The organism is Aquiflexum sp. (assembly GCF_041751335.1).
Lineage (GTDB): Bacteria > Bacteroidota > Bacteroidia > Cytophagales > Cyclobacteriaceae > Aquiflexum.
On record NZ_JBGSXS010000280.1, the window covers coordinates 1 to 15,719 of the forward strand.

Sequence of the window (15,719 nt, forward strand, 5' to 3'; positions counted from 1 at the left end):
CTTAAGATTTCCGCTGAAATCCCAAGGTCTGAGAATGTTAATTCTTTTTCCATGATGTTTCCTTACTTCTTCAAACCATGATCTCCTAGAAGTACCCTAAATCAAGCGACAGTAAGGAAACCCACGGTATGAAAAATGTTAATTATTTATTCGGATGCAAAGGTAAGATAAATAATTCTGAAAACAAACCATGTTTCTAATGTTTTTAGAATAAGTTATATAATAATCGATGAATATTGAAAAATAATTCTGATTTACCCAGATTTCAAGGGGTAATCAGAGATATTTCTCTGAAATTGAATTGACCAAATCTATATAATCTGCCGAAGCATCTGATTTACTTTTTCCTTTAAAGGACAACCAGGAATTATATTTTGCAGCTGCCACAAAGTCAAATCCTCCGGGTCTTTCTTCTTGGTTTTCACCTTCTGTAGCTTGTTTGTATAATCCATAAAGTTTCAACAATTCTTCATTGGACGGTTTGCTGGTGAATTTTTTGGTTAGGGCTACAGCCTCTTCTAAGGTATTCGCTTTCATAGGTAAACTATTTTTCCATTTTCAGTTTCCAAATGTAGTGAAAAAGATTTTAGAGCCGAGATGCGAGAGATGAGATGTGAGACGTGAGACACAAGACATTAGATTCTAGAAACAAAGACCCCTAACATCGGTCATCCGACATCTGACGATTTTTCATAAAAAAAGCTCTGAATCCAATGTTTTACATTGAAATCAGAGCTCACTATAAATATTTATATAAATCACCTCCTATTCATAGAGACATAATCCCTTTCATTGGCTCCGGTATAAATTTGACGTGGTCTTCCAATTGGTTCGCCATTTTGTCTCATTTCTTTCCATTGAGCAATCCATCCGGGAAGTCTTCCCATGGCAAAAAGAACGGTGAACATGTCAGTTGGGATTCCTAAAGCTCTATAAATAATACCAGAGTAGAAATCCACATTAGGATAAAGTTTTCTATCTACAAAATATTGGTCATTCAGTGCCGCATATTCAAGTTCTTTGGCTATGTCCAAAACCGGATCATTCACCCCTAATTTTGCCAGAACATCATCTGCTGCCTTTTTGATAATTTTTGCTCTAGGGTCAAAATTTTTATAAACTCTGTGTCCAAAGCCCATCAACCTAAAAGTATCATCTTTGTCTTTGGCTTTGTTTAAGAATTTTTTGGTATCCCCACCGTCTCTTTTGATGGATTCTAGCATTTCAATAACAGCTTGGTTTGCACCGCCATGTAAAGGTCCCCATAGGGCATTAATTCCAGCGGAAATTGACGCGAAGATACTCGCTTGTGATGAACCTACAATCCTGACAGTTGAAGTAGAGCAATTTTGCTCATGATCGGCATGCAAAATCAATAATTGATCGAGTGCTTTGGCCACAACCGGATCAGCGTCATACCTTTCTGCTGGAAGAGCAAACATCATTTTCAAGAAATTGGAGCAATAATCTAGACTGTTATCCGGATAATTAACTGGGTGACCTACTTCGTTTTTGTATGCCCATGCAGCGAAAGTTGGCATTTTGGCCAATAACCTGACTATGCTAAGATTCACTTCACTTTCATTTCTGTTTGGATCCAAAGACTCTGGATAAAAAGCCGTCAAAGAACAGATCAAAGAAGAAAGAACACCCATAGGATGGGAATTGGATGGAAAACCGTCCAAGATTTTCTTTATATCTTCATGAACCAAAGTATGCGTGGTGATTTCCCTGGTGAATCTTTCATACTCTGATTGTGAAGGCAATTCCCCATATATCAACAAATATGCTACTTCAAGGAAAGTGGATTTTTCTGCTAAGTCCTCAATTCTATAACCTCTGTACCTGAGGATGCCTAGTTCCCCATCTAAAAAAGTAATAGCGCTCGTGGTTGAGCCAGTGTTTTTGTATCCTGGGTCTATGGTAATTAGTCCGGACTGACCCCTAAGTTTAGCTATATCGATAGCTTTTTCGTTTTCAGTACCTTCTACAATGGGGAGTTCAAAATCTTTTCCACCATATGATAACTTAGCAATTTCAGACATAAGTATATTATTTATTTATTAGTTTATTGTTTGATTTACTTAACTACTATTAAAGTGCTTAAGTTAATGAAATAAGGTGTTTTTTTTATGTTTTATTATATCAATAAACCAAATTACAGTGTATGAGTGGACAAAAAAAGGATATGTGAAAAAACTTTTTGGGATAATAAATGGACAGACAATTCTTTAAAATCCCTGCTATTTGAAAGGAATTGCAAGTCCTTCCGAATATTCTTTGGAAAGGATCAAATATCAATGCTATATTTTTTTAGCAGAAAAAAAGCCCCGAAGGGCTATTTTTATTTACAGAAATGTTCAAATACCTCAATTAGGTGGTCTCCGATCATTTTGGCATTTCGACCTTCAATATGATGTCTTTCGATAAAGTGAACTAATTCACCATCTTTGAACAAAGCCATAGCTGGAGAAGAAGGGGGATAGGGTAGATGGTGCTGCCTTACTTTTGCTACCGCATCAGCATCATTTCCGGCAAAAACGGTAGCCAGAACGTCCGGTTTATTAGCACTTTGATCCAATGCATATCTTATACCGGGCCTTGCAGCTCCTGCTGCACAACCACAGACTGAGTTGATAACTATCAATGTGGTGCCTTTGTGGTCTTTCAAATGATTATCGACTTCTTCAGAAGTTCTAAATTCCTGAAATCCTACATTTGTCAATTCTGCACGCATAGGTGCAATCAGTTCCTCTGGATACATATTTTTCTATTTTTAATTATTCTTAAAGAAAACCTAATTCTAATTTAGCAGCCTCAGACATCATATCCTGAGAATAAGGGGGATCAAAAGTAAGCTCCAATTCTACATGATTGATTCCTTGGACCTGTTGGATTTTGTCCTTTATTTCTGAAGGAATAAACTCTGCCGAAGGACAGTTTGGAGAAGTCAAAGTCATCATTACATAGACATTATTGACTGGATAGACACTGATTTCATAAATCAGACCCAATTCATAAACATCCACAGGTATCTCCGGATCATAGACCTGTTTGATGGCGTTGATTACTTTATCTTTGAGTTCCTGAGTTGGAATTTCAATATTTTCTGAGGTAGAACCTGTCATATATTCAGATATTTTGTTTGGTCTGATATGCTAATGCATACAGTTTCATTTGTTTTATCATGGCAGCCAATCCATTGGATCTTTGGGATCCGATGATATTTCCCATTCCGATTTTATCTATAAAATCAAGCTGTGCATGAAGAATTTCCTGTGGGTTTCTTCCTGATAAGACCCTGATTAATAGACTGATCAATCCTTTGGTGATATCAGTATTTGAATCTGCCAAGAAAATTATTTTGTCGTCGTCTTCTTGGGTAGTAAGCCAAACCTTGGATTGGCAGCCTTTGATGATGTTTTCTTCTATTCTTTCTGATTCAGGAAACTCAGGTAGCAATGCTCCTAGTTCCATAATGTAATAGATAGTCGATTCCTTATCGTCTCCCAAGATGTCAAATTCGTCGATGATCTCTTTTTGTATTTCCTGAATGCTACTCATTTATTTTTAATTTTTGCAATTTTCGCCACTGCTGAGGCCAAATAATCTATTTCTGATTCGGTATTATAAACAGAAAATGAGGCTCTTACGGTTCCCTCGATTCCGAATCTTTGCATTAAAGGTTGAGTACAATGATGTCCGGTACGCACTGCGATTCCATTGGCATCTAGCATCATTCCCACATCAAAAGGATGCATACCATTAATATTGAAGGATAGCACACTGACTTTTTCCTTTGCTGTACCTACTGGAATAAAACCTTTAATTTCTCCTAGAAGGCTCGTGGCATAACTTAGTAGATTATCCTCATGTGTTTTAATTTTGGATTTACCAAGTTCATTGATAAATTCTAAAGCCTTTTGAAAAGCAATCACATCTGCGATATTGGGTGTTCCTGCCTCAAATTTAAAAGGTATATCGTTGTATGTAGTTTTTGCAAAGGTCACTTCTTTTATCATTTCACCACCTCCCTGATAAGGGGGCATGGATTCGAGAATCTTTCTTTTACCGTAAAGCACCCCTAATCCTGTGGGCCCGTATAACTTATGAGCGGAGAAAGCTAGAAAATCACAATCGAGTTCCTGTACATTTACATCAAGATGACTTGTGGATTGGGCACCATCCAAAAGGACTTTTGCCCCAAAATGGTGTGCTTTTTTTATGATTTCCCTGACAGGGTTGATGGTCCCCAAGGCATTGGATACATGAACTATACTGACAAGTTTAGTCTTTTCATTCAACAAACTATCAAAATCATCCATTAGAATTTCTCCGGAATCATTGATGGGAATAATCTTTAATATAGCTTCTTTTTCTTCACAAAGCATTTGCCAAGGAACAATATTGGAATGGTGTTCCATAGTAGAGATAAGGATTTCATCTCCTTTAGTAATAAATTTTCTTCCATATGTGGCAGCCACCAAATTGATACTCTCTGTGGTTCCCTTAGTGAAAATTATTTCCTCCTCTTCTTTGGCATTTAAAAATTCTTTTAAGACGGTACGTGTTTTTTCATAATACCTTGTCGCCCGGTCTGCCAATGTATGGGCACCTCTATGTATATTTGAATTGTCGTGTTTGTAATAGTCAGTCAATGCATCGAGTACTGACTTTGGTTTTTGAGTTGTTGCGGCATTATCCAAATAGATCAAAGGCTTTCCATTAACCTTTTGGTGAAGGACCGGGAATATACTTCTTATTTTTTCTGAGTTTACAGGCATATTTCGATTAAAAATTACTACCTAATCTTTCCTGAACAATACTTGTCAGATACTTTTTGAAACTATCATCTGAAACATGTTCCAAGACTTCACCGGCAAATGCATATAATAACATTCCTTTTGCCTGATCTTTTCCCAAACCCCTTGAACGTAGATAGAATAGTGCTTCCTCATCTAATTGACCTGTGGTGCAACCATGGGAACATTTCACATCATCTGCCCAGATCTCCAATTGTGGTTTAGTGTTGACCGTAGCGTCATCAGAAAGAAGAATATTGTTGTTTTGTTGAAAGGCATTTGTTTTTTGTGCATCCTGTCGGACAAATATTTTTCCATTAAATACTCCTCTTGAGCTGTCTGCCAATATCCCCTTGTATAGTTCGTTGGATTCAGAGTGGGGTTTTGTATGGTCGACATTTGTGTGGTTGTCCACGTGTGTTTTTCCATTCAACAAGTACAGACCATACATATTGCCTTCACAGCCAGAATCCTTGAGGTTCAGACTGAGGTTATTTCTGACCATATCTCCAGATAATGATATCACTACAGAAGTAAAGGTGGCGTCCCTATGGATATCAGTTTCGAGATTATTAACAATTATGGACTTTTTGTTTTCGGATTGAAGTCGATTGTATTGAATGTGGGAATTCGGGCCCCCTTTAATTTCAGTAACTGCATTACTGAAGTAAGCAGAATCATCGAGTGAAATTGTATTTTCCAAAAAGGAAATTTCTGCATTTTCCTCAACTTCAATTAGAATTCTAGGACTAATGACTTGTCCTACATTCGCTTCATTGAAGAAAAGAAAAAATACAGGTTTATCAATTTTCTGATTTTTCTTCACTTTTAAGAAGATACCATCTTCAAAATAAAAATCATTTAGGCTGACAAAAGGGTCCTTTTCAGTTATCGCAATTTTACCCAGTAATTCTGGTGCTGAATCAGTCAGTGATAATACCTCAAGTCCTGATTGATTAACATATGAAAGAGAACTGTCATAATTCCCGTTGTTAAAGACTAACAGGTCACCTTCAAATCCTTCAAAAAGATGGGATTGAACCATATTTTGATCGAGGGTAGATTTTTTTGAAGGTGAGAAATTGCTAATAGACTGTTCAAGCTTTTTACTGATTGGAGTAAATTTATATTCCTCCTCTTTCAAGGCAGGCAAACCATTTTCAATAATTAGAAACCGCCCTTTTTCCCTTAATTGGGGAAAATTTTCAAAAGAAGGGGCTTGATTCAGAAACAGCTCTGTAATTTTGTTTTTGGCTAAGGTAGTCATGGATTATTCAAGATAGAGATTTGGAAAAATGTTTAAACAGAAGTTGCATTCACTTCCTCTTTGATCCAATCATATCCTTTTTCTTCTAACTCAAGCGCTAGGTCTTTGGTACCGGATTTGACTATTCTTCCATTGAAAAGTACATGAACAAAATCGGGAACTATATAGTCAAGTAACCTTTGATAATGGGTTACCACAATTGTAGCGGTTTCAGCGGACTTAAGTTGATTGACACCATTAGACACAATCCTAAGCGCATCAATGTCCAAACCTGAATCAGTTTCATCCAAAATGGATAGTGTTGGTTCCAACATCGCCATTTGAAAGATTTCGTTTCTCTTTTTTTCACCACCGGAAAAACCTTCATTCAATGAACGGCTCATTAACTTCTGATCAATTTCTACCAATTTCATTTTTTCTTTCATAACAGAAAGAAATTTAACAGCATCCAAAGGTTCCAAACCTCTGTAATCCCTTACTTGATTAACAGCTGTTCTAAGAAAATTGGTTGTGCTAACCCCAGGGATCTCTACAGGGTATTGAAATGCCAAAAATACGCCTTCCCTTGCTCTTTCCTCAGGTGCCAATTCTAAAAGATTCTTTCCTTTGAATAAAACTTCACCTTCTGTCACTTCAAATTCTTCCCTTCCGGCCAATACTGATGCTAAGGTTGATTTTCCAGAACCATTTGGCCCCATGATGGCATGCACCTCACCGGCTTTTACTTCTAAATTGATCCCTCTTAAAATAGGAGTTCCCTCTATTGAGGCATGTAGGTTTTTTATAATTAACATTTCGATGATTATTTTAAAATTTTCAATTTTAACCAACTGATCCTTCCAAGGTCAGTGCTAATAGCTTCTGAGCTTCAACAGCAAACTCCATTGGCAATTGGTTGAGTACCTCCTTAGCATATCCATTGACTATCAATGCTACAGCATCTTCAGTTGAAATACCTCTTTGGTTACAATAGAAAAGCTGATCTTCGCCTATTTTTGAAGTTGTTGCTTCATGTTCCACTTGGGCAGTTGAGTTTTGGATATCTATATATGGAAAAGTGTGCGCACCACATTTGCCTCCCATTAATAAGGAGTCACATTGAGAGAAATTGCGGGAATTGGTTGCCCGCTTCATTACTTGCACTTGACCCCTGTATGAATTCTGTGAATGCCCAGCTGAGATTCCCTTCGATACAATTCTTGAGCGGGTATTTTTACCAATGTGGATCATTTTGGTGCCGGTATCTGCTTGTTGATAATTGTTGGTTACAGCTACTGAATAAAATTCTCCAACTGAATGATCTCCCTTTAATATGCACGAAGGGTATTTCCAAGTAACAGCAGACCCTGTTTCCACTTGGGTCCATGATATTTTAGAATAGTCACCGGCACAGATTCCTCGTTTTGTAACAAAATTAAAAATCCCGCCTTTACCTTCTTTATCGCCAGGGAACCAATTTTGTACTGTGGAATATTTAACCTCAGCATTTTTGGCAGCGTAGATTTCCACTACAGCGGCATGCAATTGATTTTCGTCTCTTTGTGGAGCAGTACATCCTTCTAAATAGGATACATAAGAGCCTTCTTCAGCAATAATCAAAGTTCTTTCAAATTGACCTGTGTTGGCAGCATTAATTCTAAAGTAGGTAGATAATTCCATAGGACATCTTACCCCACTCGGTATGTAACAGAATGATCCGTCAGAAAAAACCGCAGAATTAAGCGCAGCATAATAATTGTCGTTGATTGGTACAACAGAACCCAAATATTTTTTAACTAATTCGGGGTGTTCTTTTACTGCTTCGCTGAATGAACAAAAAATGATCCCCAACTTAGAAAGCGTTACTTTAAAAGTAGTACCCACTGATACGGAGTCTAAGACTGCATCAACCGCTATTCCCTGTAATCTCTTCTGCTCATTCAAAGAAATTCCTAATCTTTCATAAATCTGAAGTAATTCAGGATCTATCTCGTCAAGATTTTTTGGTTTATTCTTTTGCTTTGGTGCGGAGTAATACTTCAAAGATTGAAGGTCGATTTTTGGATAATGTACGTTTGCCCATTCAGGTTCGATCATGGTCAACCAATTCCTAAAAGCCTTAAGCCTCCATTCTAATAACCATTCAGGTTCTTCTTTTTTTGAAGAAATCCATCTGATAATACCTTCATTCAATCCGGCAGGAGCTTCATCTGCTTCCAGATCCACCGACCAGCCATGTTCATATTCTCTAGATGTAAATTCTTCTAAAATTTGATTGTCTTTGCTCATGAGGTTGAGTTATTTAGACTAATTATAGTTTGCTGTGCGAAGATACAACATTAAACCAAATTATTATGTTCAGGGTCATTTCAAATTTCTATGAAATCTTAAAAAAAATTGAGTTATATGACTTATAATCAATGATATAAAAAAATAAAAGGTCAAGTTTTTAAATTTTGACCTTAATATTATAATTATATTTAATCTTGGATTAACTTTAAAATAAATTAAATTAGATTTAATCTAAATTACGTTATTTTTAACTTATTATTCAAAATTCACTGACATTAGTCAATCTTTTTGTCGAAAAACTGAATGGGCCTATTGATGCTTTCTTCAAGAACTATCAATGTTTCGGTTCTATCAATTCCTTCAACTTTTTGGATTTTATCCAATACGGTTCGGAGGTGATTGGTGTCTTTACAGATAATTTTTGCAAAAATGCTGTAATTCCCAGTAGTATAGTAGGCATTGATGACCTCTGAAATCTCCTTTAATCTGTCAATAACGGTGTCGTAAAGAGAACTTTTCTCCAAATAGATTCCCAAAAATGCCGAAATATCATAGCCTAATTTTGAGAAATCAATATTAAGCGTTGCACTTTTTACAATACCCATATCCTCGAGTTTTCTCATCCGAACGTGTACTGTTCCTGAGGATACATAGACTTTTTTGGCGATTTCGGTATAGGGAGTTTTTGCATCATCATTTAATAATGAAATGATCTTGAGATCGACATTATCAATATCTAAAATTTTGTCCATTTTTTTTGGGTTAATTTGAGGCTATGTTAATTATTTGGCAGGTAAATTATGAAATACTTAAAAAATACCAAAATAAATTTTTCAATTTGTAAAAATGACCAAAATGCATTTACTTTGGTGACGTTGTTTGAGAATTATAGAAAATTTGGTAAATAATTGTTTTTGTCAAATAAATAATTGAGAAACTTAGTTTTATATTATTTTCAGCATCTTAATTTTAGAAACTTTTAATCTCTAAAGTTATATTTGGGTTTATATTCTAAAAAGGGTCTTGCTAATGGCAAGACTTTTTTGTGCCCACAAAAATATTTGAACAACAATAATTTGCATTTGAAAATATTTTATCTGTATATTTGTACAACTTAAATGCACAAACCCATGAACAAACTAATCGGAGTTCTGATTTTATTTTTCGGAACAGTAATTTTCTCGCAGCAACAATCAATTGCATCCAATATGATTACATGGGATGTAGATTCCAAAAAAACTATGAACTCCTCCAATGACAGAGTTCCTGAAAATGTTTCACTCATTCCCTTGGGAGAATCTGTAAATTCATCTATTATTTCAGGAGATGAATTGGAAACTGATTATTTTTACTTTTCTCCATGGACATGGTCAGAGTCAACCTTGGAAATGTTGGATAAAAGCTCATCTTTCATCTTTCGATCCAAAAAGAGTGCAGAAATAGAGGAATTACGTGTATTGGTTAGTATTAACGACAAAGGTAAATTAACAGGTTATAAAGTATTAAATGAAGAGGCTGATAAAGGTTTGATAGAAAGAGTGGGATATGTTTTAAGAAAAATGCCAAGTGCTATACCCGTACCTGGTTTTGATAAATATGAAGCCATGAATTTTGAATTGACGATTGGTTATTAAAATAAGGTAGTTTGATTAGTATAATTTTCCCCAATGAACCGTTCATTGGGGATTTTTTTTTGAGCGGTTAGGAAGGAGTAAAGGCAAATCCTAATTTTATCCTGAACAACAAACAACAATGATGAAGAAATATCTACTCTTATTGACAGGGTTATCACTTTTCGCATATGGAAATTCTTTAGCGCAAGAATCATCTTATGTAGATCTAAAAAAGTGGCCTGAACAAGATGAAAAAACCAAATTTTATACCATTTCGGGTGAAAGACACGGTCAGTCTTTTTTCAAGAAACATCAATTTCCTGAAGTGGAGTATGAAGCAAAAGAAAAGTTGACTTTTGATATTTACCATACTCCTGATGTCATGTATCATTGGTACAGGCTATGGGCAGAGAAGTATCCTGATATTACTGAACTGTACGAAGTTGCAAAGTCATTTGAGGGAAGACCAATTTTGCAAATGACCATCTCTAACAAAAAAACCGGAAAAAGCACAGATAAGCCCGCAGCTTATTTTGAAGGTGGTAGACATGGTGGAGAAGTGACAGCGAGTGAAGCCGTTTTCTGGTTGACAAATCACCTCTTAGAAAACTACGGTAAAGATCCCCAAATCACCAAATTGATCGACACCAAAACAATTTATATTCGTCCTCAGAACAATCCTGACGGCACAAATATGTATCTTTTTTCAGAGCAAAGAAATCGGAGCACTGTTAGACCTTATGATGTAGATGGAGATGGATTATATGATGAAGACCCTGAAGAGGACCTCAACGATGATGGTGTTATCCATATGATGCGAAAAAAAGCTGTTAGTGAGGATGATAAGGAAAAAGCAAATTTTATTATTGATCCAAAGGACCCTAAGGGTAGACTGATGAAGCGTGTCCTTGAAGGAAAAGGAGATTATTTATTGTACTCCGAAGGGATTGATAATGACGGAGATGGAAAATTCAATGAGGATGGCATTGGTGGACTTGATCTTCATAGAAACTACCCGGAAAACTGGAGACCTGACAATAGGGGAGATGCTACTGGAAGAGGATATACACAATTTGGCGCTGGAGAATATCCTCTCAGTGAAATTGAGACAAGGTCAACAGTCCTTTGGTTACTTTCACATCCCAATATTTCTGTGGTCAATTCATTGGATACCAGGGTTCCAATGCACCTTAGGCCACCATCTACTTCTTCTAGTGAAGAATCCATGTTCCTAAAGGATAGACTGATTTATGAATATTATGATAGTTTGGGAATGACTATTACCGGTTATCCTTGGGCAGGAGATGTTTATGAGACCTATAGTACTAGAGGGAAAGTTAATAGATTGACAGGAGATCCACTTAAGCCAAACCCGCTGTTTGGACATGGACCGGATTTTGGATATTTCTATTATGGTGCTGTTTGGTATGGAGATGAATTGTGGAACAATGGTGCCATGAAGGACTATGATGGAGACGGTGCTTATGACGATTATGATGCAATTCGATGGGATGATGAGGAAAACCAGTCAAGAGGATTTAAAGCTTGGGAGAAATTTGATCATCCTCAATTGGGCGAAGTGGAAATAGGGGGATTTCATCCGAAGTTCTTTTCACAGAACGGACCGCCTTGGCAACTGGAAGGTTGGATTAAAAAACAATCACTCTTTAATTTGGCTATGGCCTTGGATCTTCCCCAAATTGAAATTAAAGATGTAAAAGTTACCAAATCTGGTGATGAATATATTGTGACAGTGACCTGGACTAACTCAGGTAATCTCCCAGTAGCATTAGAACAGGCCAAGAGAGTAAAAATCGTCAGGGAAGACAGGTTGATGCTGGAATTTGAAAAGGATTTAACCAAAGGTCATGAAAATGCCATTGTACAGATTACATCTCCTGATTTGTACGATAAGACTATTTATGCAGGATACACTGAGTCAGGTGAATCCAAGGAGGCAATTTTCAGAGTTAAAGTAAATCAAAAAGAACCTGTAAAGGCCACTTTAAAATTACTTTCTACCAGAGGGGGTTATGTGGAAAGAGAAATTATTCTGAAATAAACTAAGTGTTTTAGGTCTAATCCTATGTGTCACTAAAATTTAATAAATTTAAAACCATAAGCTGAAAAATCTATCTGGATATAAACCAGAAAAATTTTCAGCTTATGGTTTTTTTGATGTAACCATTATGCCGCAAAATTGCATTGTTTTTAAGCATAAAATTGGAGTTGGAAAATAAAAAATGCTCAATTGAACTGTCAATAGAGAAAAGTTAATTGTATACTTTCTTTTAGGTTTTACCTTCTTAGATATCTTCTAAGCATCACTTGGAAATTGACGAGAACATCTGGGTAGAACAGCTTGTTTGTCATATTATTTCCGTCTATTTCTGAACCAATTACAGTCATGACATTCATCTCAAAAGCAAGGTCCCATTCATATTCGAGGTTGGTGCTGAAACCGATTTTAAAGGGTATATAGGCAGTTGCTGTAGTTTGATTTGACCTTTCTACAAAACCTTCCACAAAAATGCCGTTTTCAATTAAACCGTCACGTAAGACTCTTTGGGCCCTTTGGGAGTACATTCCACCAAGACCAAGTCCCATGTAATAATTTACGGCTTCACCGGCCCGCCCTGATTCATTTGGATTGAGGTGTAAAATGGGCATCAAATCTACGAAAAAGGCATTGCCCTTGAAGAAATAAGCTTGACCATTATTTCCCCAATCAACAATTACAGGAGTGTTTAAAGGCCTGAATTCTCCACTGTTGAGTATCTGACCACCTACAGTAGTCCTTAAATCTAATTTATAGGATAATTCTTTGGAATAAGCCACAGAAAAGGCAGGCAAAGTTTTGAACTGCATGTATTTATATATGCCTGCATTGTCAGCATAAATCATTCCCAATCCAAAACCACCTGAAATGTGATCCCTTGATTTTTGTGCGTGTATATTCCCAATAATCAATATTGAAAAAAGGCAAGTAACTAATAACCTGTACATAAATTAATATCTAATAATTTGGATTGCCAATATACAAGAATTGTTCCTCAATTTTGCAAATGAGAAACCTAGAATATTGATAACCAAAAATTATGAAAAGTATTTTAGATTTTTGTAATGTATGAAATTGAAATCATGTTATTATTTTAATCAGTTTCAAGTTATCATGAACATCCGCAATGATACTGGTATAATGGTAATTCAATATAATTCTCGCCATGAAACTAAATGCAAGGTACATCGGTCATCGGTCTTCCGTCCTGATAGTAGTAGAATATTGATTTAATGGCAAAGAAACGGATAACCATTTAAGTTAGACACTTTTAAAAAATTCTCTGTTCATCATAACAATGTGAGAAATAGAAATACTTTGGGGACAGACTGCCTCGCAGGCCTCTGTAAAAGAACAAGCACCAAACCCTTCTTTATCCATTTGTTCTACCATAGATACAGCCCTCTTTTTGGCTTCCTGTTTCCCTTGCGGAAGCAATACCAAATGACTTATTTTAGCGGAGGTGAAAAGGGCCGCACTTGCGTTTTTACATACTGCAACACATGCACCACATCCGATGCATGATGCAGCATCAAAGGCTCTTTCGGCTTGGTCATGGCTAATAAGTATTCCGTTGGCCTCAGGTGCCTGACCTGTATTGACACTTATGTAGCCCCCTTTTCCAATTATCCTGTCAAGCGCCTTTCGGTCTACACAAAGATCCTTTTTGATCGGGAATGCTTTGGCACGGAATGGTTCAAGGTAAAGAACATCACCATCTTTGAAGCTTCTTAAATGAGTTTGACAGGTTGTGGCATGTTCTTCAGGGCTTTGTACATGCCCATTAATGACAAATCCACACTGTCCACAAATCCCTTCCCTACAGTCGGAATCAAAAGCAATCGGATCTTTTCTTTCCTTAATTAATCTATCATTCAAATGATCAAGCATTTCAGGCACTGACATGTGGCTGTCAAGGTCTTCAAGTACATAGGTTTCAAATCGGCCTTTGGTATGTGTATCGGATTGTCTCCAAATATGTAATGTCAATTTCATTTTACTCATTTATAGCTCCTTTCACTGATTTTGATGGATACAAATTCAAGCATTTCTTTATGTAAACTATATTCACCTTCTAGTGTGCTTTCCCAAACAGATACAAATTTAAAATCTTCGTCATTCCGTTTTGCTTCTCCCTCCTCTGTTTGATGTTCCACACGAAAGTGTGCGCCACATGATTCCTCTCTCTGAAGGGCATCTTCTACAATCAATTGGGATAGTTCAAGATAATCTTCGACCCGTCCGGCTTTTTCGAGTTCGAAATTGATGACATCTAATGAACCTGACACAACAAGATCTTTGTAAAATGACTCTTGGAGCGCTTTCAGTTCTTTCTTGGCCTCCAATAATTCTGATCTTTTTCTTGAAAGACCACATTTGGTGTACAGTACTTTTCCCAATGCTTTATGGAATTCTTCTGCTGTGGTATTACCTTGAACCGATAAAAGCCTGGTCAGGCGAAGCTTTGTTTCTTTGATTGATTTTTCAGCGTTTGGAGTAGTCAGGTTTTCGATTGGTTTTTCACCTGCCAGATAATTCATGACCGTATGGGGAGCAATGAAATACCCATCGACACAGGCCTGTAGAAGTGAATTGGCTCCCAATCTGTTTGCCCCATGGTCTGCAAAGTTGGCTTCTCCAAGCACAAAAAGTCCTTCGAGATTGCTCATCAGTTCGTAATCGACCCATAATCCCCCCATGGAAAAATGAGCAGAGGGAGAAATCATCATGGGCTCCTGATAAGCATCCATTCCTGTGATTTTTTTATACATGTCAAAAAGGTTACCGTACTTCTTGACAATGACATCTTTCCCGTCTCTTTTTATTGCATCATTAAAATCCAGATAGACTGCATTTCTAAGGGGGCCGATTCCATGACCTGCATCAATCTGTTCCTTTGCAGCCCTTGAGGAAATGTCCCTTGGAGCAAGATTGCCAAACGAAGGGTATTTTCTCTCCAAATAATAGTCCCGCTCTTCTTCGGGTATTTCTCCTGGGGTTCTGTTTTCCATTGGTTTTTTAGGAACCCAAATCCTTCCGTCATTTCTTAGGGATTCAGACATCAGCGTCAATTTAGACTGATATTCACCCATCTGCGGAAGAGAGGTGGGATGAAACTGGGTCCAGCTTGGTGCTCCAAAAAATGCCCCTTTTTTTTGTGCCCGCCAAATGGCAGTCGCATTACAGTTCATTGCCAATGTAGAAAGGTAATAGATTTTTCCATATCCCCCAGTGGCCAAAATCACGGCATCGGCCATATGGCTTTTGATCTGACCGGTATCAAGATTTCTGCTTACGATCCCTTTGGCTTTCCCCTCTTCCAGGATAAGGTCCAACATCTCATGTCTTGTATGGATGGTCAACAGACCGACTTCCGATTGCCTTATAAGCGCCTGATAGGCACCTTGCAGCAATTGCTGTCCTGTTTGTCCACGGGCATAAAAGGTCCTGCTGACCTGCACACCACCAAATGATCTATTGCTGAGATAGCCGCTATATTCACGTGCAAAAGGGACACCCTGTGCTACAGCTTGGTCAATTAAACCCAGGGAACATTCTGCCATCCGGTAAACATTTGCTTCCCGCGAACGGAAATCCCCGCCTTTGACAGTATCATAAAACATCCGCCATATACTGTCTCCGTCATTTTTATAATCCTTGGCCGCATTGATACCGCCCTGGGCAGCTACACTGTGTGCCCTTCTTGG

15 protein-coding genes are annotated in these 15,719 nt (G+C 37.2%); 2 read left to right on the forward strand and 13 right to left on the reverse strand.

Annotation, left to right across the window (positions count from 1 at the left end; genetic code table 11):
• Positions 1-276: 276 nt before the first annotated feature.
• The 10 genes from ACEW8U_RS15645 to ACEW8U_RS15690 all read right to left on the reverse strand — a co-directional run bounded on the left by ACEW8U_RS15645 (position 277) and on the right by ACEW8U_RS15690 (position 9,092).
• Entirely contained in the window at positions 277-537 is a 261-nt protein-coding gene (locus ACEW8U_RS15645; protein ID WP_373522990.1) for an acyl-CoA-binding protein, read from the reverse strand.
• A gap of 221 nt (positions 538-758) precedes the next feature.
• Positions 759-2,045, reverse strand: a complete 1,287-nt coding sequence (locus ACEW8U_RS15650; RefSeq protein ID WP_373522991.1) for a citrate synthase — start codon at positions 2,043-2,045, stop codon at positions 759-761.
• Between the two features lie 299 nt (positions 2,046-2,344).
• Positions 2,345-2,764, reverse strand: coding sequence for a BrxA/BrxB family bacilliredoxin (locus ACEW8U_RS15655; protein ID WP_373522992.1), 420 nt, complete (start codon positions 2,762-2,764; stop codon positions 2,345-2,347).
• A 22-nt stretch (positions 2,765-2,786) separates the two neighbouring features.
• Positions 2,787-3,128, reverse strand: a complete 342-nt coding sequence (locus tag ACEW8U_RS15660; RefSeq protein ID WP_373522993.1) for a DUF59 domain-containing protein — start codon at positions 3,126-3,128, stop codon at positions 2,787-2,789.
• 4 nt (positions 3,129-3,132) lie between these two features.
• Positions 3,133-3,564 (reverse strand): SufE family protein, encoded by a 432-nt coding sequence (locus tag ACEW8U_RS15665; protein ID WP_373522994.1) that lies wholly within the window; start codon positions 3,562-3,564, stop codon positions 3,133-3,135.
• The gene (locus tag ACEW8U_RS15670) at positions 3,561-4,784 is read right to left on the reverse strand and encodes a SufS family cysteine desulfurase (RefSeq protein WP_373522995.1); all 1,224 of its coding nucleotides are present in this window, start codon (positions 4,782-4,784) and stop codon (positions 3,561-3,563) included. The genes ACEW8U_RS15665 and ACEW8U_RS15670 overlap by 4 nt, the downstream gene beginning before the upstream one ends.
• A gap of 7 nt (positions 4,785-4,791) precedes the next feature.
• Entirely contained in the window at positions 4,792-6,069 is a 1,278-nt protein-coding gene (sufD, locus tag ACEW8U_RS15675) for a Fe-S cluster assembly protein SufD (RefSeq protein WP_373522996.1), read from the reverse strand.
• Positions 6,070-6,101: 32 nt separating this feature from the next.
• Entirely contained in the window at positions 6,102-6,863 is a 762-nt protein-coding gene (sufC, locus tag ACEW8U_RS15680) for a Fe-S cluster assembly ATPase SufC (RefSeq protein WP_373522997.1), read from the reverse strand.
• Between the two features lie 28 nt (positions 6,864-6,891).
• Positions 6,892-8,337 carry a Fe-S cluster assembly protein SufB gene (gene sufB / locus ACEW8U_RS15685; RefSeq protein WP_373522998.1) on the reverse strand — a complete coding sequence of 482 codons (1,446 nt, stop codon included), beginning with the start codon at positions 8,335-8,337 and terminating at the stop codon, positions 6,892-6,894.
• A 278-nt stretch (positions 8,338-8,615) separates the two neighbouring features.
• Positions 8,616-9,092 carry an Lrp/AsnC ligand binding domain-containing protein gene (locus ACEW8U_RS15690; RefSeq protein ID WP_194974248.1) on the reverse strand — a complete coding sequence of 159 codons (477 nt, stop codon included), beginning with the start codon at positions 9,090-9,092 and terminating at the stop codon, positions 8,616-8,618.
• Between the two features lie 378 nt (positions 9,093-9,470).
• On the opposite strand from ACEW8U_RS15690, the gene ACEW8U_RS15695 reads away from it, so the two are divergent.
• Positions 9,471-9,974: a hypothetical protein gene (locus ACEW8U_RS15695; RefSeq protein WP_373522999.1), complete on the forward strand. Its 504-nt coding sequence runs from the start codon at positions 9,471-9,473 to the stop codon at positions 9,972-9,974.
• A 121-nt stretch (positions 9,975-10,095) separates the two neighbouring features.
• Positions 10,096-12,015 carry a M14 family zinc carboxypeptidase gene (locus ACEW8U_RS15700; RefSeq protein ID WP_373523003.1) on the forward strand — a complete coding sequence of 640 codons (1,920 nt, stop codon included), beginning with the start codon at positions 10,096-10,098 and terminating at the stop codon, positions 12,013-12,015.
• 236 nt (positions 12,016-12,251) lie between these two features.
• On the opposite strand, the gene ACEW8U_RS15705 is transcribed toward ACEW8U_RS15700, so the two are convergent.
• The 3 genes from ACEW8U_RS15705 to ACEW8U_RS15715 all read right to left on the reverse strand — a co-directional run.
• Entirely contained in the window at positions 12,252-12,959 is a 708-nt protein-coding gene (locus tag ACEW8U_RS15705) for a hypothetical protein (RefSeq protein WP_373523000.1), read from the reverse strand.
• Between the two features lie 313 nt (positions 12,960-13,272).
• Entirely contained in the window at positions 13,273-14,007 is a 735-nt protein-coding gene (locus ACEW8U_RS15710) for a succinate dehydrogenase/fumarate reductase iron-sulfur subunit (RefSeq protein ID WP_373523001.1), read from the reverse strand.
• Between the two features lie 5 nt (positions 14,008-14,012).
• A partial coding sequence (locus ACEW8U_RS15715; protein WP_373523002.1) for a fumarate reductase/succinate dehydrogenase flavoprotein subunit occupies positions 14,013-15,719 on the reverse strand: 1,707 nt, incomplete at its 5' end.